At 66.7% G+C, this 26,477-nt stretch carries 24 protein-coding genes and 1 pseudogene; 18 read left to right on the forward strand and 7 right to left on the reverse strand.

Annotated features, from left to right (window positions below):
• The first annotated feature begins 71 nt into the window (after positions 1-71).
• From J2X41_RS12565 to J2X41_RS12620, 12 genes are all read left to right on the forward strand, one after another.
• Positions 72-491 carry a DUF1795 domain-containing protein gene (locus J2X41_RS12565; RefSeq protein WP_310082236.1) on the forward strand — a complete coding sequence of 140 codons (420 nt, stop codon included), beginning with the start codon at positions 72-74 and terminating at the stop codon, positions 489-491.
• A complete protein-coding gene (locus J2X41_RS12570; RefSeq protein ID WP_310082237.1) occupies positions 488-4,903 on the forward strand; it encodes an RHS repeat-associated core domain-containing protein in 4,416 nt (1,471 codons plus the stop codon). Before J2X41_RS12565 ends, J2X41_RS12570 begins: the two co-directional genes overlap by 4 nt.
• A gap of 8 nt (positions 4,904-4,911) precedes the next feature.
• Positions 4,912-5,742, forward strand: coding sequence for an SEL1-like repeat protein (locus tag J2X41_RS12575; RefSeq protein WP_310082238.1), 831 nt, complete (start codon positions 4,912-4,914; stop codon positions 5,740-5,742).
• 81 nt (positions 5,743-5,823) lie between these two features.
• Positions 5,824-6,408 (forward strand): hypothetical protein, encoded by a 585-nt coding sequence (locus J2X41_RS12580; protein ID WP_310082239.1) that lies wholly within the window; start codon positions 5,824-5,826, stop codon positions 6,406-6,408.
• A 216-nt stretch (positions 6,409-6,624) separates the two neighbouring features.
• The gene (locus tag J2X41_RS12585; RefSeq protein ID WP_310082240.1) at positions 6,625-6,978 is read left to right on the forward strand and encodes a hypothetical protein; all 354 of its coding nucleotides are present in this window, start codon (positions 6,625-6,627) and stop codon (positions 6,976-6,978) included.
• Positions 6,979-7,031: 53 nt separating this feature from the next.
• On the forward strand, positions 7,032-7,625 hold the full coding sequence (locus J2X41_RS12590; protein WP_310082241.1) for a hypothetical protein: 594 nt from the start codon (positions 7,032-7,034) through the stop codon (positions 7,623-7,625).
• 69 nt (positions 7,626-7,694) lie between these two features.
• Positions 7,695-8,225, forward strand: coding sequence for a DUF4303 domain-containing protein (locus tag J2X41_RS12595; protein WP_310082242.1), 531 nt, complete (start codon positions 7,695-7,697; stop codon positions 8,223-8,225).
• A 61-nt stretch (positions 8,226-8,286) separates the two neighbouring features.
• Positions 8,287-8,808 carry a DUF4303 domain-containing protein gene (locus J2X41_RS12600; RefSeq protein WP_310082243.1) on the forward strand — a complete coding sequence of 174 codons (522 nt, stop codon included), beginning with the start codon at positions 8,287-8,289 and terminating at the stop codon, positions 8,806-8,808.
• A gap of 48 nt (positions 8,809-8,856) precedes the next feature.
• On the forward strand, positions 8,857-9,063 hold the full coding sequence (locus J2X41_RS12605; protein WP_310082244.1) for a hypothetical protein: 207 nt from the start codon (positions 8,857-8,859) through the stop codon (positions 9,061-9,063).
• 109 nt (positions 9,064-9,172) lie between these two features.
• Positions 9,173-9,379, forward strand: a complete 207-nt coding sequence (locus J2X41_RS12610) for a hypothetical protein (RefSeq protein ID WP_310082245.1) — start codon at positions 9,173-9,175, stop codon at positions 9,377-9,379.
• Positions 9,379-9,474 carry a hypothetical protein gene (locus tag J2X41_RS12615; protein WP_310082246.1) on the forward strand — a complete coding sequence of 32 codons (96 nt, stop codon included), beginning with the start codon at positions 9,379-9,381 and terminating at the stop codon, positions 9,472-9,474. The genes J2X41_RS12610 and J2X41_RS12615 overlap by 1 nt, the downstream gene beginning before the upstream one ends.
• A 112-nt stretch (positions 9,475-9,586) precedes the next feature.
• On the forward strand, positions 9,587-12,034 hold the full coding sequence (locus J2X41_RS12620) for a TonB-dependent receptor domain-containing protein (RefSeq protein ID WP_310082247.1): 2,448 nt from the start codon (positions 9,587-9,589) through the stop codon (positions 12,032-12,034).
• A 209-nt stretch (positions 12,035-12,243) separates the two neighbouring features.
• Here J2X41_RS12620 and J2X41_RS12625 read toward each other — a convergent pair whose 3' ends face one another.
• The 3 genes from J2X41_RS12625 to J2X41_RS12635 form a co-directional block, all read right to left on the reverse strand.
• Positions 12,244-12,921: a YitT family protein gene (locus tag J2X41_RS12625; RefSeq protein ID WP_310082248.1), complete on the reverse strand. Its 678-nt coding sequence runs from the start codon at positions 12,919-12,921 to the stop codon at positions 12,244-12,246.
• On the reverse strand, positions 12,893-14,212 hold the full coding sequence (locus J2X41_RS12630) for an amidohydrolase family protein (protein ID WP_310082249.1): 1,320 nt from the start codon (positions 14,210-14,212) through the stop codon (positions 12,893-12,895). The genes J2X41_RS12625 and J2X41_RS12630 overlap by 29 nt, the downstream gene beginning before the upstream one ends.
• Before the next feature lie 62 nt (positions 14,213-14,274).
• The gene (locus tag J2X41_RS12635; RefSeq protein WP_310082250.1) at positions 14,275-16,599 is read right to left on the reverse strand and encodes a TonB-dependent receptor; all 2,325 of its coding nucleotides are present in this window, start codon (positions 16,597-16,599) and stop codon (positions 14,275-14,277) included.
• 382 nt (positions 16,600-16,981) lie between these two features.
• On the opposite strand from J2X41_RS12635, the gene J2X41_RS12640 reads away from it, so the two are divergent.
• The gene (locus tag J2X41_RS12640) at positions 16,982-17,485 is read left to right on the forward strand and encodes an Lrp/AsnC family transcriptional regulator (RefSeq protein ID WP_310082251.1); all 504 of its coding nucleotides are present in this window, start codon (positions 16,982-16,984) and stop codon (positions 17,483-17,485) included.
• A gap of 5 nt (positions 17,486-17,490) precedes the next feature.
• On the opposite strand, the gene J2X41_RS12645 is transcribed toward J2X41_RS12640, so the two are convergent.
• Positions 17,491-18,378, reverse strand: a complete 888-nt coding sequence (locus tag J2X41_RS12645; RefSeq protein ID WP_310082252.1) for a branched-chain amino acid aminotransferase — start codon at positions 18,376-18,378, stop codon at positions 17,491-17,493.
• Positions 18,379-18,711: 333 nt separating this feature from the next.
• Between J2X41_RS12645 and J2X41_RS12650 the strand changes: the two genes are divergently transcribed.
• Together J2X41_RS12650 and J2X41_RS12655 are read left to right on the forward strand one after the other, a co-directional pair.
• On the forward strand, positions 18,712-20,376 hold the full coding sequence (locus J2X41_RS12650) for a choline dehydrogenase (RefSeq protein WP_310082254.1): 1,665 nt from the start codon (positions 18,712-18,714) through the stop codon (positions 20,374-20,376).
• Between the two features lie 212 nt (positions 20,377-20,588).
• A pseudogene (locus J2X41_RS12655) lies at positions 20,589-21,528 on the forward strand (aldo/keto reductase).
• 106 nt (positions 21,529-21,634) lie between these two features.
• Here J2X41_RS12655 and J2X41_RS12660 read toward each other — a convergent pair.
• Positions 21,635-22,183, reverse strand: a complete 549-nt coding sequence (locus J2X41_RS12660; RefSeq protein ID WP_310082256.1) for a PAS domain-containing protein — start codon at positions 22,181-22,183, stop codon at positions 21,635-21,637.
• Between the two features lie 186 nt (positions 22,184-22,369).
• On the opposite strand from J2X41_RS12660, the gene J2X41_RS12665 reads away from it, so the two are divergent.
• The 3 genes from J2X41_RS12665 to J2X41_RS12675 all read left to right on the forward strand — a co-directional run bounded on the left by J2X41_RS12665 (position 22,370) and on the right by J2X41_RS12675 (position 24,729).
• Positions 22,370-23,332: a hypothetical protein gene (locus J2X41_RS12665; protein WP_310082257.1), complete on the forward strand. Its 963-nt coding sequence runs from the start codon at positions 22,370-22,372 to the stop codon at positions 23,330-23,332.
• A gap of 161 nt (positions 23,333-23,493) precedes the next feature.
• On the forward strand, positions 23,494-24,018 hold the full coding sequence (locus J2X41_RS12670; protein WP_310082258.1) for a hypothetical protein: 525 nt from the start codon (positions 23,494-23,496) through the stop codon (positions 24,016-24,018).
• A gap of 36 nt (positions 24,019-24,054) precedes the next feature.
• Positions 24,055-24,729: a hypothetical protein gene (locus J2X41_RS12675; RefSeq protein WP_310082259.1), complete on the forward strand. Its 675-nt coding sequence runs from the start codon at positions 24,055-24,057 to the stop codon at positions 24,727-24,729.
• Between the two features lie 172 nt (positions 24,730-24,901).
• Here the strand turns inward: J2X41_RS12675 and cysE are convergent, their stop codons facing one another.
• Positions 24,902-25,732 (reverse strand): serine O-acetyltransferase, encoded by an 831-nt coding sequence (gene cysE / locus J2X41_RS12680; RefSeq protein WP_310082260.1) that lies wholly within the window; start codon positions 25,730-25,732, stop codon positions 24,902-24,904.
• A gap of 82 nt (positions 25,733-25,814) precedes the next feature.
• A complete protein-coding gene (locus J2X41_RS12685) occupies positions 25,815-26,450 on the reverse strand; it encodes an NUDIX hydrolase (RefSeq protein WP_310082261.1) in 636 nt (211 codons plus the stop codon).
• Positions 26,451-26,477: the final 27 nt, after the last annotated feature.

Below are 26,477 nucleotides of genomic sequence, written 5' to 3' on the forward strand. Positions count from 1 at the left end.
CCCGAATGGGGGTAGGCCATCTTGGCGACCCAAGGTATAGAGACCTCTACCGCACCAATAGGACGTAAAAAGTGTATCGGATCGCCGAGGGATCGCTAACACTGGCCTCCGAGTGGCAGGACCAAAGCATCAACGTGCTTCTGCCCGTGGACGCCAAGGTGCAGGGCGCCAATCTGGTCATTGCGAGGGATCGCCTGCCGCTCGGCATGACCTTCCGCGACTATGTCGCTCAGATGCGCCAGAACTTCATGGCGCAACTGGCCGGATGCGAGATTTTCGCCGACACGGCCGGTCAGGTCGACGGTCGCGAGGCGCAGCTCATGGAGCTCGGCTGGCGCAGTGACGGCAAGCCCATCCATCAGGTGATGGCGATCGTGCTGCGCGAGGCCAACGCCGTCCTGACCTTCACCGGATCGATCCCGGGCGGGCGCGACGAGGAAACGCGAAACGCGCTGATCTCGGCCATCACGTCCTTCACCTTCGCTCCGTGACCGACGCGACTCCCATAGCCGACGACAAGCTGGGCGAGCTTGCCGACCGCACCGCGGCCACGAGCAACGCGGGCACGGTGTCGGCGATCGCGACGACGGGGCACGTCGCCGCCGGCGGCATTTTTGTCGCGGGGGCGGCTTCGGCCGCCTTGAGCGGGACAGCCGCGCTGAAATGCTTCGCCGGCCGGGTCGCCGCGCCGATCGCGGGAGCCATGGCGGGAGCCGCCATCGCGGAGCAGGTCCATGCCGACGAAGCGGCGTTCTGGGTCGCGCAGCAATTTGGCGCCCAGCGCCTCGCCGGTCCCGGGAAACAGGCCGCGCACGTCACGCACCAGATCGCGCATAGCAACGCCTTCGCCGGCCTGCTCGTCGGCATAGCCGCCGGTATCGTCGTCGGAGCCCTCGTCGCGGTGAGCGCCGCCGCGATCATCGGCACGGCCGGCATGGCGGCGCCGCTCGTGGGGGCGGCGGTCGCCTTCGGCGCCGGGGCGGCGGGCGGCTTCGTCACCGCCGCGATCGCGGGGGCGGGCGCGAAGATGGCCACCCTGTCCGGCCCGATCGCCACCGGCTCTCTGAATGTGCTCTTCGAAGGCAAGCCCGCCGCGCGCGTCACCGATATCGCCGCCTGCACCAAGCATCCGTCGGTCCCCTCGCTGATCATCGAGGGCAGCAAGACCATCTTGATCAACGGCCTGCCGATGGCGCGCATCGGCCACAAGTTGTCGTGCAATGCGGTGGTCCAAGAAGGCTGCGCCACCGTGCTCGGCGACGATACGACGGGCAGCTACGGCACCCCCGACGCCGAGTTCTCGATCATGGAGCAGTTGTTGCTGTCCGTGGCCGAGGTCGCGGGCATGCGGTCGGCCGTGCGCCAGGGCGGATTGCTCGACGGCAATTTACGGCGGCTGTTCGGCGAGCCGGTCGACATCGTCACCGGCGACTACGCCGACCAGCGGACCGACTTCCACTATCCTGGCGTCCTGCCCCTGCGATTGGAGCGGACCTATCCCGGGCGAATGCAGGTTGAGGGCGTGCTCGGCCCGCGCTGGATCTGCAACTGGTCGCAGCGGGTGCTGCTCGACCCAAAGGCCGGCACGGCGTTGCTCGAGGATGCGGGCGGCCAGCGCCTGTTGTTCGCGATCGGAAGCGGAACTCAGATCGACGCCCGCCACCTCAAGGCGCCCTATTATCGACTGACCGGCACGCGCGACCAGCTTCGCCTGTTCGACAGCCGCACCCAGCAGTTCCTGCTCTTCGCGCCCGTCGGCGACGCGGCGGTCCTCGAAATGGCGGCGATCGAGGACCGCAACGGCAACCGCATCCTGTTCCATCGCGACGCCAAGGGGCGCCTGACGCAGATCCAGCATGCGGACGGCACGATGTTCCGCGTGCAGACGACGCCGCAGGGATGGCTGAGCGCGCTGTGGATGGAAGGCGAGCGCGAGCCGCTCGTCCGCTACGACTACGACGCGGACGGTCGCATGCTGCATGTCCTGGGCGCGTTCACCGGCGAATTCCACTACCGGTACACGTCCGAAGGGTGGCTGAACGGGTGGCGCGACAGCGGCCTGACCGAGGTGGAGATCGCCTATGATTCGGCGGGCCGGGTCGTCGGCACCCACACCGGCGAGGGGATGTTCAACGATCGCTTCCTCTACTTTCCGGAGGAACGGCGCTCGCGCTATGTCGACGCCACCGGCGCGGTCACCACCTTCCGCTACGACGCCAACGGCCTGGTCGTCGAGGAGGAGGATCCGCTCGGCGCGCGCACGATCAGCGAATGGGACTCGCTTGAGCGGCTGCAGCGCCAGGTCGACCCCGCCGGCCGCGAGACCCGCTTCGCCTACGACGGCGACGGACGCCTGATCGGCCAGAGCGACTGGGCCGGACGCAGCGCCCGCTGGGCCTATGACGGCTGGGGCGCGCTCGTCGAGTTCGAGGATCCGGACGGCGTCGCCAGCTGGACCCGCGACGCGCGCGGCAACATCGTCGCGTGGAAGGAAGCGAACGGCGCCTCCGGCTCGGCGGAATATGACGAGCGCGGCGTGCTGAGCCGTGAGCAGGTCGCCGGATTTGGCGCCACGGAGTGGGAAAACGACCCGGCCGGCCGTCCCCTCGCCCGTCATGATCCCGGCGACCGGGTCTCGCGCTACGCGTGGGATCGGATGGGGCGCCTGCTGGCGCTCACCGACCCCGGGGGCCGGACCAGCAGCTGGGCGTATCAGCCCTCGCCGGAAAACCCGCGCGGTTCTGTCAGTCACGCGCACACGCCGGACGCCGGGGAGATCCGCTTCGCCTATGACGGCGAAGGGCTGATCAAGGCTCGCATCCGGGCCGACGGGCAGACGACCCGCTTTGTCCATGGCGCGTTCGACACGCTGCGCCAGGTCATCGACCCGCTCGGCGCCACGACCCAGTTCGCCTATGACGGCGCGGGCCGCCTGGCGGCCATCACCGACGCCGTCGGGCAGCAATGGCGGTTCCGCTACGATCCGGCCGGACGGCTCTCCGCCCAGGTCGACTGGGCGGGCCGCGAGACGCTCTATCACCGCGACGTCCTTGGACGCGTCCTGAGCAAGCGGATGCCGGACGGCGCCGAACAGCATTTCGAATGGGACCCGCGCGACCGCATCGTGCGGGTGATCGCGGGCGAAGACGCGATCTCCTATCGCTACGACGACCAGGACAGGCTGGTCGGCGCCAGCACCTGGGTGCTGGCCGACGGCGCGCCGCGGCGGGTCGCCGATGTCTCGCTCGAGTACGACGGCAAGGGCCGGCTCGTTCGCGAGACGCAGAACGGAATCGCCGTCGCCTATCGCTATGACGAGGCGGGCCGATGCGTGGGCCGCTCCAGCCCCAGCGGCGAAACGGCGCTGGCCTTCGACGAGGCCGGGCTGCTCACGCGCTACGAAAGCAACGGCCATGCCCTGCGCTTCGCCCACGACGCGAGCGGGCTCGAGACGCTGCGGGAGCTGGCGGCGATCGGCACGCCGACCGCGTTCCAGCTTCGCCAGCGCTACGACCTGGGCGGGCGGCTCGCCGAGCAGCGGGCGGGCGGCGTCGCCGTCTTCGCGACCGGGCGGCAAGAGCCCGACGCCCTGACCCGGCGTTACGAATGGGATCGTCTCGGCCGCCTGGCGGGCGCCGTCGAGACCGGCGCGGCGGCCGGCGCACAAGGCGTGACGCGCTATCACTACGACCCGCGCGATCAGGCCGTGGCGGTGGAGCGCGCCGGCGGCCGCGAGACCTATCGCTACGACGCGCTGATGAACCTCGCCGAAGGCCTGGCGGGCGAACACCGCTATTGGCGCGACTGCGTGGTCGAGGCCGGACCCAACCGGTTCCGCTACGACGCGCGCGGGCGCATGACCGAGCGCGTGCTCACCCAGGACGGTTTCCGCCCGCGGCGCTGGCGCTACCGCTGGGACGGGTTCGATCGCCTCGTGGGGCTGGAGACGCCCGACGGCGCCCGCTGGCGCTACACCTACGACGCGTTCGGGCGGCGGGTGGCCAAGGTGCTGCTCGACGAGCCCAATCGGCGGGTGGACTATGTGTGGCAGGGCGAGATACTGGCCGAGGCATGGCATCGGCGCGATGGCGACCTCCGGGTAGAGCGCTGGCATTTCGAACAGGACGAGACACGCCCGCTCGCGAAGGAAGTGCTTCCTGGTGACGACCGCGGCGCGCCGGTCCCTGCGAAGGCCGAATGGCTGGCCATCGTCGCCGACCAGATCGGCACGCCCCACGCCTTGTTCGATGCTGAAGGCGAATGCCGGTGGCGCGCCGAGCCGGAGCTATGGGGCCGCACCCGCACCGCCCGGGCGCTGTTGCGCGAGCGGCGAGAGGAAGGGCGTGACGAAGATCACGACACGCCCTGCGCGCTGCGCTTCCCTGGCCAATGGGAAGATCCCGAGAGCGGGCTGCACTACAACCTAAACAGATACTACGACCCTGAGACGGGGCAGTACCTCTCGCCGGATCCGCTCGGCGTCGATGGCGGTCACCGAACGCACGCCTATGTGCACGACCCCCTCCAATGGATCGATCCGGAGGGTCTCGCGGGCTGTCACGCCAACTCGCGTGCGAATACCCGCAACAACCATCTCTACGAAATCCGCGACCGCCGAACCGGCGAGGTTCTCAAATACGGCATAGGCAGCAAAACCCGCGTGCGCGATGGCGCATCGGTGCGCGCGGAATCGCAGGTGCGGGCGCTCAACAGAAAGTCAGGCGGCAACCATTACGAGTCGCGGATCCTCCGGAAAAACATGACCCGAGACCGCGCGCTCTCGGCCGAACAGGGGCGGGTGAATAGCTATTCTCTGGCCGCCCAGGCGCGCGGGCGCGTGCCGGACCCCGGTGCGCCCGGCATTAGTCCATCAAGAAATAAGCTGCCACAGCCAGAGATGTAGGATCGAAGATGGGCAAGTATTTGCAAGTTGTGGAGCCACATTATTCGGGGGATTATGCCGCGATCAGCGACGAAGAAGCACGTGTGCGCGTCTCCGAGGCGGCGACGGCCTACGCGTATCGGCTGCGGAAGGGCAAAGTCGCCTCTAACGGAATCGGCAAGGTGATCCTGATCGCCCCTGTCGCGGAGCGCCGGGTCGAGGACCTGATCGACGTGCTGCGCTACGAGCATCCGTTGGACGAGCATCCGGAAGTCAACGCGCTGCTAACTCCCCATGCGCGCTTTGTGGGCGAGGAGCACCATGCCTTGCGCGAGTTGGGGGCGGACCGCGGATGGGATCTGGATGCGCTCGAGGCGGTGTATCGCCAGGTGGTGGACGCCGACTATCGGTTCAACGGCGTCTGGGCCAAGCCCAAATGGAACGCCAGCAAGACCTGCGCCGTCGGCGTCGAATGGCGGACAGGCCGCCAACTCGAGCTCGGCTTCACCGTTACGCCCAAGGGCGGCGAGACGCGCTGGGCGCCGTTCCTCGCCTCGCGGATCGGCCTGGGCAAGATCGACACGGCGGCGGGCAAGCTCGTCTGGCAGGATGATCGCCACGCCCTGCTTTGGCACAGCAACAAGCGCGACCAGTGGCGGATCGACACCGAGACCCTGCAGGTCGACTTCCTCTACGCGCCCGCCGAGGACGGCAATCCGCACGGCCAGTACCAGCTTGGTAAAATGTATCTGGACGGAAATCTTTGGGTTCCTGCTGACCCGGTCAAGGCGCGATACTGGCTGGCGAAATCAGCCGACCAGGGCTTCGCGCGCGCCAAGCGGCTCCTGGAAGAGCTCTGAGCGCGATCGATGCTGCTCGGCCACGACTCCCAATTCCGTGGAGTGTGTCCGAGCGCGAAGACCTAGGATGCCAGGAGAACAATGTCGTACGCCGACGCTCTTGCCGACCTCATCGGCGCCGCCAGCGAAACCGGTATCGCCATCGTATTGGAGAAGCCCCAAGGCGACGCGGCTCGGCTTTGCCAAACGGTCTTCGGACCGGCCCTCGCCGCCGAGATCACCCAACTGGGCTACCCGAAGACGTTCGACATGCCCTGGATCGTCGAGGATCTCTATTTCGATGGCCTCGACGAACTCTCCGACCGCCAGGCCGGATACCGTTTCGACGGGATCAGCGGCGAGCGGATCGACGCCTGGCCCGCCGATCGCTTTGTCATTGCCGATTGGGCCGCCGACCCCATCACGGTCGGGCCGGACGGTTCGGTCTGCTATTCCGTCCATGGCGTAGGGTCGTGGACCTACACTCGGATCGCCGCGGACCTCCCCGCCTTTCTCCATCTCCTGGCGACATGGATTCGCTACTTCGTGGCGGAGCACGGCGCTAATCTGTACGACGAGAATAGCGAGGTCCCCGAGGAGATCCGCGCCGAGATCCGCCGCGACGTCCTCGGCGCCGTACCGGAGGCCGATAAGGACGCCGTGCTGAGCTTCCTGCTCGCGGATTAGGTCCACGGCGCTTCTGGGGGCAGGTCCGGTTGGCCGCGAGGCTTGGCGTCTTGGGTTCCGTCCGAGCCAAGTTCGTGCGCCAAAGACCTGGGACGCCAGGAGAACAATGTCGTACGCCGACGCGCTTGAAACGGGGTGCCCGATGGAGCGGATTCGGCGTCGCGCGGTTACCATTTCTGAGCTTTTCAAGGGGCGCCGATGTCGCGGCTCGTTCTGTTGATCGACGACAATGACCGGGTTACCCCCGGCGTTATCTCGAGACTCTCTCGCCTGTCGGGAAAGAGTTTTCTGGAAATAAAGAAGGCGATCACCGGCCATGCGCCGGTGCTGGATAAGCCCGTATTCGGTCGCCTGGATTTCAGCGTCGCGAGGGATATGCTGTCGCTTCTAACCGACTTGGAGAATTCTAATATCCCTCACAGGGCTTATGAACTCAACGAAAGAGATATGTATAGTGATGTTGACACATATTTTGAGATGAATTCCACCAATCTAAGCAATATGATTTCTTGTCGTGAAAAATCACTAGAGCAACAACGCGCCATCGGGCGCCTGGAAGATCCAGAATGATGTCGTGATCTTTTACCAAATTCCGATCCCCACCGACACCTATGAGATCGCAGATGACCCCCACGGAAAAGATCATCGAGTACCTGGAAGGGCGCGTCCCCCTTTCCGAGTTCTACACGCAGGTCCTGTACGACGAGGCCTTGCAGACGTTCCTGGAGCAGGATGCGTCCATCCCGCCCTATACCAACCCGGGCAATCTGTTCCTGTACATCATGGATGAGGACGTCTCGAAGCCGGCGACCGACATCAACCTGCGGGATGCGTTGTCGAAGCTGCTGACAGCGCTCGGCGTCGAACACCAAACCGACACATCCAGCCTCAAGACCTACGGGCTGGCTCTGGATGCTTCACCCGCCTGGCTCTCGCTGCCGGAATCCTACATCAAGACGCTGATCGCGGGTTTCGAGACCTTGGGCGACAAACGAGAGAAGCTGGCCTTCGCGAAGGACAAGATCGCCAAGGACTTCCGCTATCTCAAAAAGCCGCCCAGGTGGCTCCAGTCGGCGTCCTGGCCCCTCGACGGCGAGGCGCCGCTGGTGTTTGTCGGGCAGCTCGACGCCTCGGACCTCGCACACGACACGGCGCAGATCTACGTCTTCTTCAACCCACGGGATCGCGGCGTCCGAACCTTGATGCAGGTGGCCTGACGCTCCACCCCTTGTCGGTTTGGACCTTGGAAACCCGCCGCGATAGGCCGTGATCGAAAGGAAGCGCGCGTGGATTGGAACGCAACCGTAGAGAAGCTCCGCGCGGCGACGATCGCAGCGGTCGACGCGCTGCCGTCGGTGCTCGAAGGCCAGCGCCTCTACGCGATCTGTCTTCAGACGGCCGACGATGGCATGAGCGTCGGGTTCTGCGCCAATACCGAGGAGGGATATGCCGAGAAACGCGCCTCCGAAGCCGAAATCGAGGACATGACCCCGGAATACTCGGCCTATCTGCGCTGGGCTCCCGCCGAGTGGCGGTACGAGGTTTTTGGCGACGACCACTTCGCGGAGGTCAATCGCGACCTCACCGCGGCGAGCGCCAGTTCGGACAAGGATTTCAGCCTCTATTTCGACCGTCTCATCGACGCGATGATCGATGCGCTCGCCCATCTGCGGGCCGAGCGGGCGCAGGCGCTCGAAGGCGTTACGCTGTTCGTGACGATCTCCGACAGCGAGGAGGCTAAGGCGGTCGAGCGACGGTCGGCCGATCGCCTGAATCCGCCAAGGCTCGCCGGTCAATTCGGTCGGCATCTGGGCTAGGCGGCGTTTGCGGCGCACCTATCTGGAAGGGCGAGCAGCCTCGGCCTCGAAGGAGTCTTTGGTGACCTGGAAAGACATTTCCGAAGACCTTCAAGCGGCGTCTCTGGCGGCGGTAAGGGATCTCTTATCCAAGCATGAGGGCGAGCATATCTATGCATTAGCTCTATTCACGTCCGACGACGGCGCCAACGTCGCGTTGGCCGCCAACACTGAAGAAGGCTACCAGGCGCATTTGGCGGCCGAAGCCGAGGATGAGCCGAATTCACCTGAGGATGAGATCTATTACCGTTGGGCGTCCGGCGAATGGGTCGTGGAAGGCTGGGACAGGGCTGCCTTTTCACGGGTGAACGCGCTGCTCGCGCAACAGGAGAAATCGGATTTCGACAGTTATTTCGACAATCTGATCGAAGCGATGACCGCTGCGCTGGTGGCGACCAAGGCGGCGCTGGGCGAGCGGCTGGCGGACGTCACGGCGTTTGTGACCGTGACGGACAGCGACGACGCCGAGGAGATCGAGAACGCCTCGGCCTCCCGCATCAACGCGGCCGATCTTGCCGGCCGTTTCTTGCACCGCTTCGGTTGAACCGCGGCCAGAGATGCAGGATCGAAGCTGGGCAAGTATTTGCGAGCTGTGGAGTCACACTATTCGGGTGAGTACGCCGCGATCAGCGACGAGGACGTGCGGGCGCGCATCTCCGAGGCGGCGACGGCCCACGCATATCGGCTGCAGAAGGGCAAAGTCGCCTCAAACGGGATCGGCAAGGTGATCCTGATCGCCCCCTCCCTGTCGCGGAGCGACGGGTCGAAGATCTCCACCCATTCGCTCGCTAAATACTAGGTATTCTGAAATTTTATTTGGAGATAACCTATTACTCTCGCCGCTTAATCTCGCTTTGAACATAAGATAAACGAACAGCAAATCCTCCACCTGCTCCCCGGGGGATTTTATGCTCATCGACCACTTCAAACTGGACCTGCTCGTCGCGACGTCGAGCCTCGTCGTCGTGGGCGGTCGGGCCCACGCGGCCGATCCGGCGGCCGCATCGGCGCCCGTCGACGCTAACGAGGTCGAAAGCCTGGTGGTCAGCCTGGGGATTCGCGGCTCGCAACGGACGATCGCCGACGGCCGGCCGCCAACGTCACGGTCGAGTTGATGCGCCGTGGCTACGGCGAGGCCGACATCGGCAAACTGTGGGGTGGCAACTACCTGCGCGTCTTCAAGGCCGTGGAGGCCAAGGCCCGACGGTAGCCGCCCCTCGCCGACCACCTCGTCGCCGATCGTACGCCGTGATCCGCCGCGCGGCGGGGCCGCTCCCAAGGCCGACCGCGCCTCCAGCAACCAGAACCATCGGGGATAGACCATGAAGATCCAACTGTGGGGCGCCTCGGCGCTCGTCCTTTCGGCCGCGCTCCTGGCGGCCCACGCCCAGGCCGCCGAAACGCCGGCCGACGCGCCCGCCGCCGACGCCACCACCATCGATGCGGTGATCGTCACCGGCACCCGCCAGACCGGCGTCCGCGCCGTCGACAGCGCCGCGCCCGTGCAGGTGGTCGACAGCGGGGCCCTGACCCGCACCGGCCAGTCCGACCTGCGCCTGGCGCTGAGCAACCTGACGCCCTCGTTCACGGCCCAGGCCTTCGGCGGCGACGCGGCCAACCTGACCCTGTCGGCCCGCCTGCGCGGGACCAGCGCCAACCAGACCCTGGTGCTGGTCAACGGTAAGCGCCGCCACACCACCGCCAACCTGGCGGTGCTGGCCGGAGCCTATCAAGGCTCGGCGGCGGCCGACCTCAACTTCATCCCGGTGGCGGGCATCTCCCGCGTCGAGGTGCTGACCGACGGCGCGGCCGCCCAGTACGGCACCGACGCCATCGCCGGGGTGATCAACATCATCCTCAAGAGCGACGATCACGGCGGCGAGCTGTCCGGAACCGGCGGCGCCTATTATGAGCGCGACGGCGAGACCTCCAGCCTGTCGGCCAATCTCGGCTTCGCGCCCAGCGCCAACAGCTACGTGAATCTGACCTTCGAGAACCGCTTCCACGACTTCAGCTTCCGGGGCGGGCCCGACGCGCGGATCATCGGAAGCTCCGTCGTCGCCGCCAACCCGACCTGGCCGACGATCATCCAGGACTATCCTTATGTGAACCGGATCGCCGGCGACGCCCGCGTCCAGCTGAACGTCGGTTCGTTCTCGGCGGGCGTGAAGCCGAGCGAAAATATCGAGATCTACAGCTTCGGGACCTTCGGCCAGAAGAAGGCCACCGCCTACGAGAACTACCGCCTGCCCAACCGCCTGCCGAGCATCTATCCCGCCGGCTTCAGCCCTCGCCTGGAGACCCTGGAGAAAGACTACGCCCTGACCGGCGGGATCAAGGGCCAGGCGTTTGGCGGCTGGAACTTCGACCTCTCGTCCACCTACGGCAAGGACGACCACGAGATCCGGGTGCGCAACTCGGCCAACCTGCCGCTGTTCGCCGACACCGGGGCGACGCCGACCCAGTTCCATGCCGGCGACTTCATCTCCACCCAATGGACCAACAACCTCGATGTCAGCCGCGAGTTCGCGGTCGGCTGGGCCTCGCCGCTGAACGTCGCCTTCGGCCTGGAGCGGCGGGACGAAAGCTACGAGATCAGGGCGGGCGACGCGGCCTCGCGCTACAAATCCGGCTCGCAATCCTACCCCGGCTTCGCCCTGACCGACGCGGGCAAACACAAGCGCGACAGCTGGGCGGCCTATGTCGACCTCGCCGCCTCGCCGATCGAGAACCTGCAGCTGGATCTTGCCGCGCGCCACGAACGCTTCAGCGACTTCGGCTCCACCGACATCGTCAAGCTGACCGGCCGCTACGACTTCACGCCGGCCTTCGCCCTGCGCGGCACGGCCAGCACGGGGTTCCGCGCCCCGACCCTGGCCGAGCTGAACTATTCGGCCACCAACGTCTCGCCGACCACCGCCTTCGTGCAGCTGCCGCCCAACTCGGCCGGCGCGCGGCTGCTGGGCCTGGACGGGCTTGATCCGGAGAAGTCGAAGAACCTCAGCATCGGCATCGTCGCCAAGCCGATCGAACGGGTGACGCTGACCATCGACGCCTACCAGATCAAGATCGAGGACCGCATCGTCGGCAGCGGCGCTCTCTACGGCAAGATCGGCGGATCCGTCGTCAATCCCGCCATCACCAACGCCATCGCCGCCAACGGCAACGTGCTGGACCCCAGCGTCGGGACCACCGGCATCAACCTGTTCACCAACGGCCTGGACACCCGCACTCGCGGGATCGAGGTCCTGGCCTCGACCTGGACCGACTTGGGCGAGCACGGCAAGATCGACTGGACCCTGGGCGCCAATTTCAACCAGACCAAGGTCACCCGCATCGCCGCGCCGCCGGCCGGCCTGGGCGGCTCGGTGCTGTTCGACCAGACCGCCATCGCCAACCTCGAGCACGCCTCGCCGCGGTACAAGGTGAACCTGACCAGCCTCTATTCCAGCGGCCAATGGACGGTGAACCTGGTCAACACCGTCTACGGCCCGGCCTGGAGCTATTCCAACGTCAACGGGGCCTTCTTCAGAGACAAGATCAAGACCAGCCTGATCACCGACCTGGAGTTCGCCTACAAGATCACGCCGAGCCTGCGCGCGGCCTGGGGGGCCAACAACCTGTTCGACGTCTATCCCGACAAGCTCAATCCGGCCGGGGTCGCCGCCTCGATCGCGGCGGGCAATCCGGCCGTGGCCCTCTATCCCAGCTTCTCCGCCTTCGGGATCAACGGCGGCTACTACTACGGCCGGCTGACCTACAGTTTCTAGCCGCGCCTTCCGAACGCGCCGGCTTGGGTTGATCCCCTTCTTCCAAGGCGGCGCGGAGGCGGCTCCTCGGCCGAGGAGCCGCCTCCGCCCTCGCCCTCGCGATCACGCCCGAACGCCTGCACAGGACCGCCCGTCGCAGCGTCGTCCTGGCCGCCGAGGCCCGGGGCAGGCCATGCGCAAGAGCCTGGGTCTCGCCCAGGCCACTGTCTTCATCGGTTCGGCGACGCTCGCCGAACCGAACCCGCCATATAGCGCCCTGGCTTGTGGTTGATCATCAGGACGCCGCTGAGCGCGGCCGCGCTGACAATTGAGAGTAGGACCTCGCGCGGCGGCATGACGAAGAACCCCGCTCCGACGATGATCGCGTCGAAAGCGAGTTGGACAAGACCTGCGCTGACGCCGTGGCGCTCTTGCATGTAGATCGCCAGCACGCCGGTGCCCCCGACGCTGGCGCCGTGGCGGGCGAGCGCCATGATGCCGAACCCGATCAAGGCCCCGCCGAAAAGGGCCGCGAAGAGCGGCGAGATGGTCGCCAGGCCCAGCCAATTCGGGATGAGCAGGCCCATGGCGACCAGCAGCAGATTGGTCACGATCGTCTTGAGCGCGAAGCTACGCCCGAAGAACCACCAGGCCAGGAGGTGGAAAGGGGCGTTGAGCGCGAAGAAGATCACGCTCACCGGGGCCTTCACGCCATAGGAGAGAATGAGCGCCGCGCCCGCCAAGCCGCCGGTGAAAAGGCCCGCGGCCTTGAGGAACGCGATGCCGACGGCGATGAACAGCGACGCCAGGACCAGGGCGTGCACGTCTTCCAGCAGGGTGTGCTTGCCCGACGCGAAAGACGCGCGGGACGCCTGGGGACTAGGGGCGGCCATCGGCGGCGCGCCCATTGCTCTTGTAGACCGCGCCGCCCTTCATCACGAACTGTACGTTCTCCAGCAGCTTGATGTCGGAGAGCGGGTCGCCGGTGATCGCCACGAGGTCGGCGTAGCGGCCGGGCGCGATGACGCCGATGTCGCCCGAGCCGATCAGGTCGGCGCCGTTGCGCGTGCCGGCCAGGATGGCGTCGACAGGCGAGACGCCCGCCTTGACGAGGTATTCGAACTCCGCGCCGTTTTGCCCGTGCGGGCGCAGGCCGAACGTGTCGGTCCCCAGGGCCAGCTTGACGCCGGCCTTGTAGGCGTTTCCGACGTTGCCCATCATGGTCGGCGTCACGGCGATGGCCTTTTGCGCCACGCCGGGCGGCAGCTTGTCCGGGGTGGTCGTGGCGATGCGGTAGATGTCCTGGGCCACGGTCAGCGTGCCGACCAGATAGACGCCCTTCTGCTTCATGGCCGCATAGCTTTCGGGACCGGCATAGGTGCCATGTTCGATCGAATCGACGCCCAGACGGATGGCCGCATCGATCGCCGCGCGCCCGTGGGCGTGGGCGGCGACCTTCATGCCGAGGCTATGCGCCGTCTGGACGACGGCGCTGATCTCGGCGTCGGTCATCAGCTGCAGATTGGGATCGTCGCCGACGCTGGCGACGCCGCCGCTGGGCATGATCTTGATGAGATCGGCGCCCTGCTGGCGCAGCTTGCGAACGGCGTGCACGGCGGCCTCTGGACTGTCGACGACGCCCAGCATCCATTCGTCATGTCGGTCCCAGCTGGCGTCGATGTCGTTCGACGGGTCGCCGTGACCGCCGGTGGGCCCCAGGGGCTGGCCTGCAACCCAGAGCCGGGGCCCGGGAACCAGGCCCTTGTTGACGGCGCGCTTGAGCGCGGCGGTGACCTCGATGTCGCCACCACAATCGCGAACGCTCGTGAAGCCGGCCATCAGCGTCTTGCGGGCATTGTCCGCCGCGATCAGGGTCTGGTCCTCGGGCGAGTTGCGTAGCTTGGCGTCGAGGCTGCTGACGGCGATGTGCACGTGGACGTCGATGAAGCCCGGCAGCACGGTCTGTCCGGAAAGGTCGACGACCTCCGCGCCCGCGGGGGTCACGAAGCCCTCGACCACCTTGGTGATCCGGTCGTCGTGCACCAGGATCGACATGTTCGACTGGACGCGGCCGGAGGCGCCGTCGAACAGTTTTCCGGCGTGGATGACCTTGTCGAGCGCCAGGGCCGGTCCGGCCAGCGGCAAGACGAGGGCCGCGGCGAGGGCGCCAAGGCGCAGAAGCTTGAATGTCGTTCTCATGGATTTCGTCCTTGGATTCGCATGCCCGGCGGCGCGGCTGAACCGCGCCGCGCCTTGTCCGCCTAGAAGCGCTTGCTCAGATCGAAGCCGATCGTCCGCGGGGTGACGCTGACGGCGCGAACCGCCGTGGCGCTGCCGTAGATGACGCTGTTACCCTTCTCGACCAGACCAAGCTCGTCGAACAGGTTGGACACGAACACCGACGCGCTCCAGCCGCCGCCGCGGCTCTCGAGACCGGCTCGGGCGCCGACCGTCGCGAAGCCGGGAAGCTTCTGGAGGGTCGCGTTGGTGCGCCGAAACTGCGTCCAGGACGTCGAGTTATAGGTGACGTCGGTGCGGACGCTGGCCTGCAGGTCGTCGCTGAGCGCCCATCCGTACTGGATCGAGCCCTGCAAGGTCGCTTCGGGCACATAAGGGATCTTGTCGCCCTTGAGGCCCGGGGCGTTCAGCACGCTGCTCGTCTGGTTCGACATCAGCTTGGCGTCGATGTAGGAGCCGGACAATTGCAGTTGAAGCCCCGCCATCGGCTGGTAGTTGGCGTCGAACTCGACGCCCTGCGAGCGCGCGTCGCCCGCATTGGAGATGAACGAGAAGGTGCTGCCGTTCGACTGTGTGCCCGTCGTGCCGGTCACCTGCATGTTCTTCCAGTCGATCCGGAAAAGGTCGACATTGAGGGTCAGGCGGCGCCCGAACCAGGCGGTCTTGGTTCCCAACTCGTAGTTCCACAGGCTATCGGACTGGTAGGGCGCCAGCGAAGCCGGCAACCCGATGACCTGATTGACGCCGCCAGGCCGGTAGCCCTGGGACGCCTCGCCATAGACCAGGATGTCGTGCGTGGCCTTGTAGCTGAGATTGAGCTTGGAGACCCAGCCGTCTTCCTGGGTCTTGTAAAGCGCGGGGGCCGAGGCCGCGGAGCCGATCAGCGTATTGCCGACCAGGACCGCGCCGACGACGGACTTTTTGTAGTCGAAATAGCGCGCGCCCACCGTCAGGTCGACCTTGGAGCCGAGGCTCAAGGTTCCCTCGCCGAAGACGGCTGTTTGCTTGAGCACGTCATCGACCGAGCGGTGATAATAGACGTTGGCCGGACGGGTGACGCCGCCGGCCGTCGTTGCGGCCTCGGTCAAGGGCGTCATCATCCGCCCCGTCGCCTTGTCGGCGGCGACCACATAGCTGTCGATGTCGCCCTCGCGCCGGGAATTATAGACGCCCGCGGTCCATTGCAGGGGGCCGCCTTCGCGGGAGGAGATCCGCACTTCCTGAGTGTAGGTGTCGGTGACTTGGGGCGAATAGGCCGTCGACGGGGCCTGGGACAACGCCAGCTGCTGCCCGGCCGAACCGCTGGCCAGACGGCCGGCGACGTAGGTGAAGTAGGTCGAGAAGTCGTAGTTGTAGGCCATCTCCCGGCGCGAATAGGACGCGTTGGCGCTGACCGTCGCGAAGTCGAGATCCCATTTGGCCGACAGGCTGTAGAGGTGAAGGTCGTCGTCATAGGGCTGCAACGTCGCGTAGTTGGCGTCGAACGGCCCCGCCGACAGCGACCAGTTGTTGATCGAGGCGCGCGTGGTCTGGACCACGGCCATGGCGCCGAGCGTCAGCCGTTCCGAAGGCGTGAACCGCAGCATCAGACGTCCGCCCTTCGAGGACTGGTCGTTGACGTTCTTCAGGTGCAGCGTCGAGTCATCGATGTAGCCGTCGCGGTCGCGATAGAAGGCCACGACGCGGGCGGCCAGGCGGTTCTCGATCAGCGGCAGGTTGACCATGCCCTGGACCTCTCCGCCATGGCCTCCGTGGGCGGTGTCGGCAGCCTGTGCGGTGATCTGCCCCTCGTAGAGGTTGTTCTTGGGCTGTTGGAAGAGGATGCGGACCGTCCCCGCCATCGACCCGGCGCCGTAGAGCGTGCCTTGGGGGCCGCGCAGGACCTCCACCCGGTCGACGTCGAAAAGGCGAATGTCCGGCGTGCTCGAGCCGGAATCGTTGGTCACGCCCGAGCTGCCGATGATGGGCGTCTCGTCGTAATAGACCCCGACGGTCGGTTCACCGGCTGCGCGTATGTTGCGGATGGTCACCCGGGCGCCGCCGAGCGGATTTTCACGAATGATCAGACCGGGTGCGATCTTGGACAGGTCCTGGGAGTCGGTCACGCCCATGCGGGCGAGGGTCTGGCCGGTGACCGCCGAAATCGCCGCGGGCGTGGTTTGCAGGCTGGTGGAACGCTTGAGCGCCGTCACCACGATCTCCTCCATCGCCGTGTCGCCTTCGGCTCCCGCCCCGGCGCTTGTCGTTTGCGCCGCCGCGCCCGTGGCGGCCATGCCCGCCACGCCTGCTAGTAGCATCGCCTTCAGCGGCCGCGCCCAGTTCGTCCGCGCATTCTCATCCGTGACCATGATCATCCCCCAAATTGTGACACGGGGACCATCAGCCTCGATAGAAGACGTTGCAGGAATACATAACGATGTTCATTCTTAGATCGAATGTAAAAGCATCATTTTTGGCCATCTCACCAATAATGCGTTGAAGTAATATGCAATTGCAGAGAAAATATATTCTTCTTGCACGCGCAAATTGAGGGATTCGAGATATCTAATCTCGCCCTCTTACAAGTGATCACTGAATCGACAATAGCGTCAAACGTCGTGGATTTTTGCCAATTTTACGGACTCGAGCCTATATTGTTAGGCCGTTTGCCCCACAAATTCGGCGATCGGGCGGTCAAATGCGCCAAGGATCACTCGGCGGCCCTGAAGCCGCTCGCTGAGGTCGGGCCGCATGAATACTGTCATCAAGGATCTGGACCGCATTGATCTGCGTATTCTGGCGGCGCTCGGCGACGAGGGCCGGATGAGTTGGCGCGATCTTTCGGAGGCTGTCGGGCTATCCCTGACACCGACCCTGCGCCGAGTGCGTCGCCTGGAACAGGACGGCTATATCACCGGCTATGGCGCCGAGCTCGACGAGGCGCGCTTCCTTGGCGCGATCAGCATTTTCGTTTCGGTTACGCTTGATCGGCAGGCGAAGGACGCACTGACGGCCTTCGAGGCCGAGATCGTCAAGATCCCGCAGATCGTCAGCTGCTTCATGATGACGGGCGGGGCGGACTACCTTCTGCGGGTGGTCGTGCGCGACCTGGAAGAATACCAGGCGCTGCTGACCGACACGCTGACGCCCATCGCCGGCGTCGCGCACATCCAGTCGAGCTTCGCGCTCAAGAAGATCATCGAGCGTCGCAAGCCGAGTTTCAGGTCGCTGTTGCCGGGCAGGACCACCCTCTAACTTCGTCAGGCCGCCACCAGCTCGCGTCGCACCAGCCGGGCATAGTCGTCCATCAGCGACAGCGACAAGTCGGCCGGCGTGAACCTGAACTCGCCGATCTCCGAGACCGGGGTGACCTCCGCGGCGGTGCCGACGATGAAGCACTCGGTGAAGTCGGCCAGTTCGCGCTTTTCGATATGGCGCTCAACCACCTGGATCCCGCGTTCCTTGGCGATCTGGATCACCGTCTGGCGGGTGATGCCGTTCAGGATGCAGTCCGGGGTCGGGGTGTGCAGCACGCCGTCCTTGACGAAGAACACGTTGGCCCCGGTCGCCTCGGCGATATAGCCGCGATAGTCGACCATCATCGCATCGGCGTAGCCGTCCTTCTCGGCGGCGTGCTTGGAGATGGTGCAGATCATGTAGAGGCCGGCGGCCTTGGCGGCGGTAGGGATGGTGTTCGGGGCCGGGCGGTCATACCTGGCCCAGGTCAGGCGGATGCCCTTGGCCTTGGTCGCCGGGTCGAAATAGCTGGGCCATTCCCACACGGCGATGGCCACGTGGATCCTGGTCTGCTGGGCCGAGACGCCGATCATCTCGCTGCCGCGCCAGGCGATCGGCCGGACATAGCAGTCGGCCAGGCCGTTCTTGGCGGCGGTCTGCTTGCACGCCTCGTCGATCTGCTCCACCGTGTAGGGGATCTGGAAATCGAGGATTTCAGCCGATTTGAACAGGCGCTCGGTATGCTCGGTCAGCTTGAAGATCTCGCCGCCATACATCCGCTCGCCCTCGAACACCGACGAGGCGTAGTGAAGGCCATGGGTCAATACGTGCACCTTCGCCTCGCGCCAGGCGACGAACTGGCCGTCCAGCCAGATCCAACCACTTCGGTTGTCAAACGATAGGATGGTCATGTGCGGTCCGTCGGTGGAGCTATGGACCGATAGTCGACCGCCGCGCTGAAATTTTTCGGCCAAAAATGCCTGCGGATACGTGAAGTTTTGGATGGTTGGATCTCGGCCGGTCCATAATTTTGGAGCAAACGCGCTACTGGCCAATGATCTTTGAGCGGCGCCTTCGGTCAACCGGACTATGGCGCGCTGACTTGCAACGCCGACAACGCGGACTTCAATCGGAGCCAATCCCAACCTGCGCCAGCACACGCGCCGCCCCTCTTGCCGCTCGCCGCAAGCCAGGCCACTCTCTGCCTTAACAACGATAACATTCCAGGGAGGCGACGTCGGGCCATGGCTAGCGCGCGCTACGACTATGTCATCATCGGCGCCGGTTCGGCCGGTTGCGTCCTGGCCGCGCGGCTGACCGAGGATCCGGCCGTCAAGGTCCTCCTGCTGGAGGCCGGGGGCAAGAACAGCTCGATCCTGGTGCGGATGCCGGCCGGGGTGGGCGAGCTGATCAAGGCCAAGGGCGAGCAGAACTGGGGGTTCTGGACCGAGGCCGAACCGCACCTGAACGACCGCAAGCTGTGGTGGCCGCGCGGCAAGGGCCTGGGCGGCAGCTCGGCGATCAACGGCATGATCTATATCCGCGGCCACGCGCGCGACTACGACCAGTGGCGGCAGATGGGGCTGGCGGGCTGGTCCTATGCCGAGGTCCTGCCCTACTTCAAGCGCTCGGAAAGCCACCATGGCGGCGGCGACGCCTATCACGGGGGCTCCGGACCGCTGTCCGTGTCGCGCGGCGAATCCAAGAGCCCGTTCTACGCAGCCCTGGTCGAGGCCGGACGCCAGGCCGGGCATGCCGTGACCCAGGACTTCAACGGCTATCGGCAAGAGGGCTTCGGGCCCTACGACCTGACGATCCGCGACGGCAAGCGCTGCAGCGCGGCGGCGGCCTACCTGACCGGCGCCCTGGCGCGGCCGAACCTGACCTGCGTCACCGAGGCGCGGACCACCCGGATCCTGGTCGAGAACGGCAGGGCGATCGGCGTCGAGTACGTCGTCGGGACCAGCCCGGACCGCCTCGTCGTCCACGCCGACGCCGAGGTGCTGCTCAGCGCCGGCGCCGTGCAGTCGCCGCACATCCTCCAGCTGTCGGGGATCGGCGATCCGGACGAGCTGAAGGCCCAGGGGATCGGGGTCATCCACGAGTCCAGGGGCGTCGGCGCCAACCTGCAGGACCATCTGGACGTCTGCCTGTCGTGGACGACCAGGAACCTGGTCACCGCCTATTCGGCCAACAAGGGGCTGAAGAAGCTGGGCGCCGGCCTGTCCTACATGCTGCTGGGCAAGGGCCTGGGCCGCCAGCAATTTCTGGAGAGCGGCGCGTTCCTGAAGTCGCGCCCCGACCTCGACCGGCCTGACCTGCAGATCCACGGCGTGCTGGCGATCATGCAGGACCACGGCAAGGTCCAGGTCGAGAAGGACGGCTTCACCCTGCATGTCTGCCAGCTGCGCCCGGAGAGCCGCGGCAAGGTGGGCCTGCGCTCGGCCGACCCGTTCGACGACCCGGCCATCCTGGCCAACTACCTGGCGACCGAGGAGGACCGCCGCGCCATTCGCGAGGGCGTGAAGATCGCCCGCGACGTCGCCGCCCAGGCCGCCCTCGATCCCTATCGCGAGGCCGAATACGCGCCCGGCGCGGCGATCAGGAGCGACGCCGAGATCGACGCCTGGGTCCGCGCCAAGGCCGAGACCATCTACCACCCGGTCGGGACCTGCCGGATGGGCGCGGCGGGCGACCCGCTGGCGGTGGTCGACGACCAGCTGCGCGTGCAAGGGATCGCCGGCCTGCGGGTGGTCGACGCCTCGGTCATGCCGGCCCTGATCGGCGGCAACACCAACGCCCCGACCCTGATGATCGCCGAGCGCGCTTCCGACCTGATCCGAGGCAAGGTCCTGCTGCCGGCCGTGGACGCGCCGGTGTTCGACGACGGACGGGCGGCGGCCGCCTGAAAAACGCCCTCTCCCGTGGGGAGAGGGAGGGACCCGTTGCGAAGCAATGGGAGGGTGAGGGCGTACAACGTCCGACGGCGTGCCGGCAGGGCGTCGTGCGAACGACGGCGACGGCGTAACCCCTCACCTTCCCACCGCTGCGCGGCGGGCCCCTTCCTCTCCCTCTGGGAGAGGATATTTATGGGGCGCCGGCTCCACGAAGGATCTTACCCATGACCCACCGCCCCCTCGGCCGCTCGGGCCTGTCGACCGCCCCGCTGGTGTTTCGGCGGCAACGTGTTCGGATGGACCGCCGACGAGGCGACGTCGCACCGGCTGCTGGACGCCTTCGTCGACGGCGGCTTCAACGCGGTCGACACCGCCGACGTCTATTCCGCCTGGGTCCCCGGCCACGCCGGCGGCGAGTCCGAGCGCGTGATCGGCCGGTGGCTGAAGGCGCGGGGGCGGCGCGACGACGTGCTGATCCTGACCAAGGTGGCCATGTGGCCGGCCCAGCCGGGCCTGTCGGCGGCCAATATCGCCGCGGCGGTCGAGGGCTCGCTCAAGCGGCTGCAGACCGACTATATCGACCTCTACCAGGCCCACCAGGACGACGCCGCCACCCCGATCGAGGAGACGCTGGAGGCGTTCGACCGGCTGGTGAAGGCCGGCAAGGTGCGGGCGATCGGGGCGTCGAACTTCTCGCCCGAGCGGCTGTCGGCGTCGCTGAAGACCTCGCAGGCCCTGGGCCTGGCGCGCTACGAGACCATCCAGCCGAAGTTCAACCTGCATGACCGCGACGAGGTCGAGGGGCCGCTGGCCGAGCTGGCGGCGCGCGAGGGCCTGGGGATCATCCCCTATTACGGCCTGGCCGCCGGCTTCCTGACCGGCAAGTATCGCACCGAGGCCGACCTGGAGGGGCGTTCGCGCGGACGCACGGTCAAGCAGTACCTCACCGCGCGCGGCCTGAAGATCCTGGCCGCCCTCGACGCGGCCGCCGAGACGGTGGGCGCCTCTCAGGCCCAGGTCGCCCTGGCCTGGATCATGGCCCATCCGGCGATCACCGCCCCCCTGGCCAGCGCCACCAGCGTCGAGCAGTTGAACGAACTGATGGGCGCGGCCCGGCTGACCCTGCCGACCGAGGTGATCGCGGCGTTGAACGCGGCGGGCTAAAGCCTGAAATGGGAAGGGGTCGCCCCTCGGCGCCCCCTTCCCATCCGCGGCGCGCCCCTCCGCGCGCCGCCCTTTCCGCCCCCCGACGGAAAGCTCGTGATGTCCTTCAGGCGATCCGCCGCCCGTGCAGCGTCGCCAGCCGCAGGCGCGGCGCCTCCTCGTTGGCGGGACCCAGACTCAGAATCCTGCGTACGCCCAGTTCCGAGGCCGGGCGGCCCATCAGGCGCTGCATCATGGCGATAGGCTGGTAAAGGCCCAGGAAACGGTCGGCCTGGCCGTCGGCGCCGATCATCGGGGCCAGCAGCACTTCCATGCCGACCGACGGCGCCCCGATGGCGCGGATGTCGGCGGTGATCACCACGGGCTCGCCCCGGCGGCGGGCGACGTCCAGGGCGGACTTGACCTCCAGGCGATGCGACAGCGCCCAAAAGCCCAGGGCGTCCTCGCCGCGCAGGTCGCGGGCGTGCAGGTCGGTGACGAATCCGCCGGCCAGCCGCACCGGATAACGGCCCTTCACGTCGCGCCCGAGGATGAACACCTGCGGCAGCAGATCCAGGAAATCGCCCGGATTGATGGCGGCGCGCGCGGGCACGCCGCCGTTAACGGCCTTGCTACGCCAATAGTCTATCAACCGTTCCGTGCTTGGATGGAACATCGTCGTTCCCCTGGCGGGCTCTCGCGCGGTCGTTTTCGACCGCACCGGGCTTGCAGGGAGAACCGGGCCAGCCCCAGGACCGTGCCGTCCTGGGACAGTTTCCCGGTGGAGCGGCGGGCATGGCGTGAAACTTGCTTGGCCGTTTGGCCACGCGGCGCGCCGGTGTGTTGTGAAGGGAAGAGGCCTATGAAGGCGCCGAAAATGACCTTGTCCAAGCTGTGGATCAGCCTGGCGACCGGACTGGGCGCGCTGGTGCTGGGCGGTGTCGCCTATGCGCAGTGCGGCAGCTGCACGCCGCCGCCCCCGCCGTGCTGCGCGCCGCCGCCGGCCCCGCCGCGTCCGCCCACCCCGCCCGGCTGCAACACCTGCGGCGGCGGCGGTCACAACGTCTATGTGCCGGGCATCAACGTCCATGTCGGCGGCTCGGTGGTGGTCAACGCCAACGCCTCGGCGACCAGCACGGCCACGGCCGGGTCCAGCGCCGGAGCGGGCGCGGGCGCCTCGGCCGGCTCGACTGTCTATTACGGCGGCGGCACCCACGGCGGCTACTATTCGGGCCCGATGTCGACCGGCTACATCCAGGGCCTGAACGTCGAGGGCGGCGAAGCCCGCCGTCGCGCGTCCTACGAGGCCACCCGCACCAAGTTCAAGCGCGTGGTCATCCGCGCCGTCTGCCTGGACGACCGCGACATCCCCCACCCGGCTTCCCAGGTCACCCCCGACCGCGACATCGACAGCGGCTATGACGGCGAGCTCTATCGCTGCATCGCCGGCTCGCGCATGCAGTACGTGGTCGGTGCCTACGAAGGCTACAGCGCGGCCAATTTCGGCGGCGAGACCTATGTCTGCGGCAAGAACGAAGCGCTCTACTACGGCGCTGGCGGTGGTGGTCGCGGCGGCGCGGGCGGCGGCTACCTGGCCGGCGGTCCCGACGGCGGCCGCGGCGGCGCCCTGTCGTGCCGGCCGCAACGCCCGGCCCGCGACTGCAACGAGCGCTCGCTGCTGCGCCGCTACGGCGCCGGCGTGAAGGTCCTGACCATCCTGACCACCGAGAAATACACCGCCTATCGCGAGGAAACTGTGCGCGAACAGTCCAGTTCGGGCCTGAGCCTCAGCCTGGACGGCGGCGTGGGCGGGGTGGTGTACTAGCCCCCGCTCCAACCCGCGAACAAGGAAGGGCCGCTCCTCCGGGAGCGGTCCTTTTTCTTTGGCGGATCGTTCGCATCTACGACTTTGTCGCGAAAATAGGTCGGCACGTTGCTATCCTGGGTGAGGAATCATCTCCGATGGACCGACAGTCAGGAACACCGATGCTCCACAAGCTTTTCGCCGTCGTCTTCGTTTCGAGCGCGCTCCAGGCCGCCAACGCCGCGGCCGACCCCTTCTACGACGCCGCGATCTGCAAGCCGCCCTATTCGATGGACTCGGCCACGGCGCTGTATGAGGCCGCCGAGAAGCTAGCCAAGCCCGATACGTCCCTGCTGTCGGCCCATGTCTACAAGTTGCCGCAGGAGCTCGGCCAGGACGGCTTCAAGAGCAACGAAGTGGTGTTCGCCGGCACGTCGATCGGCGTCCTGATCCAGGGCGAGCAGGCCGAGGCCCTGGCTCAGCGCTACGAGCTCAAACGCGAGCGCTCCAGCCTGATGGGCGCCTCCACCAAGGGCTATGCGCGCGAACTGCCGGCGGCCGAGCAGCCGCGGCCGGAAGAGGGAAAGGTCTCGATCGTCGCCCGGGAGAGCGCATCGCTGCCCGGCAAGACCCTGCTGGCCTGCGAATTCGTCTGGGAAGCGGATCGGAGGGCGCTCGAAGCCTACGAAAAATACCTGAAACAGTAACGCGCACGACCGCGCCATTTACCGGACAGCTCATTCATGACGATCCTGTCGGCGATCCTGTATTTCCTCAGCCAGCATCCCATCCTGTCGTGGCCGGTCCTCATTCTCGTGGGCGCCTTGCTCGGCTGGGCGATGGCGACGTGGCGCCGCAATGCCGGCTGGTACGGGCTGATGGGGTTCTTCTTCTTTTTCGGCATCGCCAACATCTTCACCGGTCACATCTTCAACGCGCTGTTCCTCAACGCCTTCGGGGAAACCGGCGCGGCGGTGGTGACCCATTCGCGCGAGACCAGCTCCACGCTCAACGACCAGCCGGTATGGGCCTATGACGCGGTGCTGAAGACGGCGGACGGCCGCGACGTGGTGACGGGGTTCACCACCATGTCCGCCAGCATCTATCCGATCACCAACGAGATCCTGATCCCGCCCGAAGGCGAGACCTTCGTCGCCAAGTACATCCCGGGGTTCCCGCGCAACATCGCCATCATGCGCGACCTGTCGCCCTACGGAAAAGCCTACCGGATCGGTCAGGACCGAGGTCCGGTCGACAAGGCGGCCAACCAGTTCGCGGCCAGTCCGGGCAACGCGGCGTTCATCGCGGAATATCGCGGAGCCCTGACCGCTTTCCTGGCCAAGCATCGCCAGGACGCCGATCCGGCCCTGGTCCGGGACTACGAGGCCAGGCTGGAGGCGCTGCCCCCAGCCGACTGAGCTTCGCAACCGGCTCGCGCTACAGCGGATCGACGTTCAGCGCCCGGAGGGCGAAAACCTCGTCCTTCGACAAGCTCAGGATGAGGTTTTCTACGGCTCGGCCGGCAAATTGGTCTCATCCTGAGCTTGTCGAAGGACGAGGACCACGCACGGCGTTGAACGTCGATCGGCCTCAGATCACGTAGTCGTAGACCACGTCGGCCAGCGTGTGGTCCATCGTCCGGGCCGGCTCTTCGCAGGTCGGGCAGTTGACGATGCGGGCCGGCACGCCGGCGGCCGTGCAATGCGGCGGGATGGGTTTGAGCACCACCGAGCCGGAAGCCACCTTGGCGTACTCGCCGATCGTGATGTTGCCCAGCACCTTGGCGCCCGCGCCCAGCAGCACGCCCTTGCCGATCTTGGGGTGACGGTCGCCGCGCTCGGCGCCGGTGCCGCCCAGGGTGACGCCGTGCAGCATCGAGACGTCGTCGCCGACCACCGCGGTCTCGCCGATGACGATGCCGGTGCCGTGGTCGATGAACACGCCCTTGCCGATGCGGGCGGCGGGGTTGATGTCGACCTGGAACACCTCGCTGGCCCGGCTCTGCAGATAGAAGGCCAGGGTCTCGCGGCCCTGGGCCCACAGCCAGTGCGATACGCGATGGGTCTGCAGGGCCAGGAAGCCCTTGAAGAACAGGAACGGCTGGACATAGCCCTTGGTGGCCGGGTCGCGCTCGAACACCGCCATCAGGTCGGCCTCGGCGGCGGCCACCAGGGCCGGGTCGCTCTGGAAGGCGTCGGCGGCGAACTCGCGGGCGGTCATGGCCCGCATCTCCTGGTCGCCCAGCTTGCGCGCCAACTGGAAGGTCAGGGCGTCGGCCAGGTTGTCGTGGCTGAGGATCACGGCGTTGAGCAGCGAGGCCAGGGCCGGCTCGGCCTTGGCGGCGTGTTCGGCCTGGTTGCGCAGCGCGGCCCAGACGGGCGGCGTCTTTTCCTGCGTCACGACCTCGAGATGCTTGGCCACCGGGATCTCCCTCGCCCACGCCGTCGATTAGAGCATCTTTTTTGGAAATGCTCCAGGACGGCCTTCATACGCGCCCAGGCACTTAAGACCGCGGGTCGGCCAGCACAAGTCGCGCCAGGTCGGCCGGCAGTTCGCCCTTCACCGCCATATGGTGCACCCGCAGCAGTAAAGCCACCGTCAAGGAATCCGGCATGTGGCCGGCCACGGCCGCGTCGAGGGCCTGGCCGAACGGCACGCGGGCGATGGCCAGGTCCTCGGTCTCGTCCGGCGCGGTCGGGGTCGGCGTCAGGTCCAGGGCCAAGTAGCCGTGGCAGATCTCGTCGGTGATCGAGTTGGACAGCTCCATGGTCAGGATCCGCCGCCAGTCGCCGGCCTCCAGCCCGACCTCCTCGGCCAGTTCGCGCTTGGCCCCGTCCAGCGGGTCCTCGTCCAGCGACGCGCCGCCCTCGGGGATCTCCCAACTGTAGCTGGCGTGGGGAAAGCGGTGCTGACCCACCAGGGTGACGGTGCCGTCGGCGTGCAACGGCACGACGCCGATCGCCCGGTTCTTGAAGCTCACCTTGCCGTACAGGGCCGGCTGGCCGGTGGGCGCGATCGTCTGGTATTCGGTCACGCTGATCCAGGGATTGTCGTAGACGGTCGTTTCGCTGACCACGGTCCACGGCGTCCCGTGTGCTTGCAGCCATTCGGGCTTGGGACGGGCGGGTTTATCGGTCATGCGCACGGCTCGCGGCTTGTGGCGGCC

Origin of the sequence: Caulobacter sp. BE254, from assembly GCF_031457295.1 — a bacterium.
Taxonomy (GTDB): domain Bacteria; phylum Pseudomonadota; class Alphaproteobacteria; order Caulobacterales; family Caulobacteraceae; genus Caulobacter.

Bases quoted from the DNA above. Each gene is read 5' to 3' on its own strand.
- J2X41_RS12675 (WP_310082259.1), top strand. From the start codon at position 24,055: ATGACGATCCTGTCGGCGATCCTGTATTTCCTCAGCCAGCATCCCATC.
- J2X41_RS12685 (WP_310082261.1), bottom strand. From the start codon at position 26,450: ATGACCGATAAACCCGCCCGTCCCAAGCCCGAATGGCTGCAAGCACAC.
- J2X41_RS12670 (WP_310082258.1), top strand. From the start codon at position 23,494: ATGCTCCACAAGCTTTTCGCCGTCGTCTTCGTTTCGAGCGCGCTCCAG.
- J2X41_RS12640 (WP_310082251.1), top strand. From the start codon at position 16,982: ATGAATACTGTCATCAAGGATCTGGACCGCATTGATCTGCGTATTCTG.
- J2X41_RS12610 (WP_310082245.1), top strand. From the start codon at position 9,173: ATGCTCATCGACCACTTCAAACTGGACCTGCTCGTCGCGACGTCGAGC.
- J2X41_RS12630 (WP_310082249.1), bottom strand. From the start codon at position 14,212: ATGAGAACGACATTCAAGCTTCTGCGCCTTGGCGCCCTCGCCGCGGCC.
- J2X41_RS12615 (WP_310082246.1), top strand. From the start codon at position 9,379: ATGCGCCGTGGCTACGGCGAGGCCGACATCGGCAAACTGTGGGGTGGC.
- J2X41_RS12650 (WP_310082254.1), top strand. From the start codon at position 18,712: ATGGCTAGCGCGCGCTACGACTATGTCATCATCGGCGCCGGTTCGGCC.
- J2X41_RS12580 (WP_310082239.1), top strand. From the start codon at position 5,824: ATGTCGTACGCCGACGCTCTTGCCGACCTCATCGGCGCCGCCAGCGAA.
- J2X41_RS12590 (WP_310082241.1), top strand. From the start codon at position 7,032: ATGACCCCCACGGAAAAGATCATCGAGTACCTGGAAGGGCGCGTCCCC.
- J2X41_RS12625 (WP_310082248.1), bottom strand. From the start codon at position 12,921: ATGGGCGCGCCGCCGATGGCCGCCCCTAGTCCCCAGGCGTCCCGCGCG.
- J2X41_RS12620 (WP_310082247.1), top strand. From the start codon at position 9,587: ATGAAGATCCAACTGTGGGGCGCCTCGGCGCTCGTCCTTTCGGCCGCG.
- J2X41_RS12575 (WP_310082238.1), top strand. From the start codon at position 4,912: ATGGGCAAGTATTTGCAAGTTGTGGAGCCACATTATTCGGGGGATTAT.
- J2X41_RS12635 (WP_310082250.1), bottom strand. From the start codon at position 16,599: ATGGTCACGGATGAGAATGCGCGGACGAACTGGGCGCGGCCGCTGAAG.
- J2X41_RS12665 (WP_310082257.1), top strand. From the start codon at position 22,370: ATGAAGGCGCCGAAAATGACCTTGTCCAAGCTGTGGATCAGCCTGGCG.
- J2X41_RS12660 (WP_310082256.1), bottom strand. From the start codon at position 22,183: ATGTTCCATCCAAGCACGGAACGGTTGATAGACTATTGGCGTAGCAAG.
- J2X41_RS12645 (WP_310082252.1), bottom strand. From the start codon at position 18,378: ATGACCATCCTATCGTTTGACAACCGAAGTGGTTGGATCTGGCTGGAC.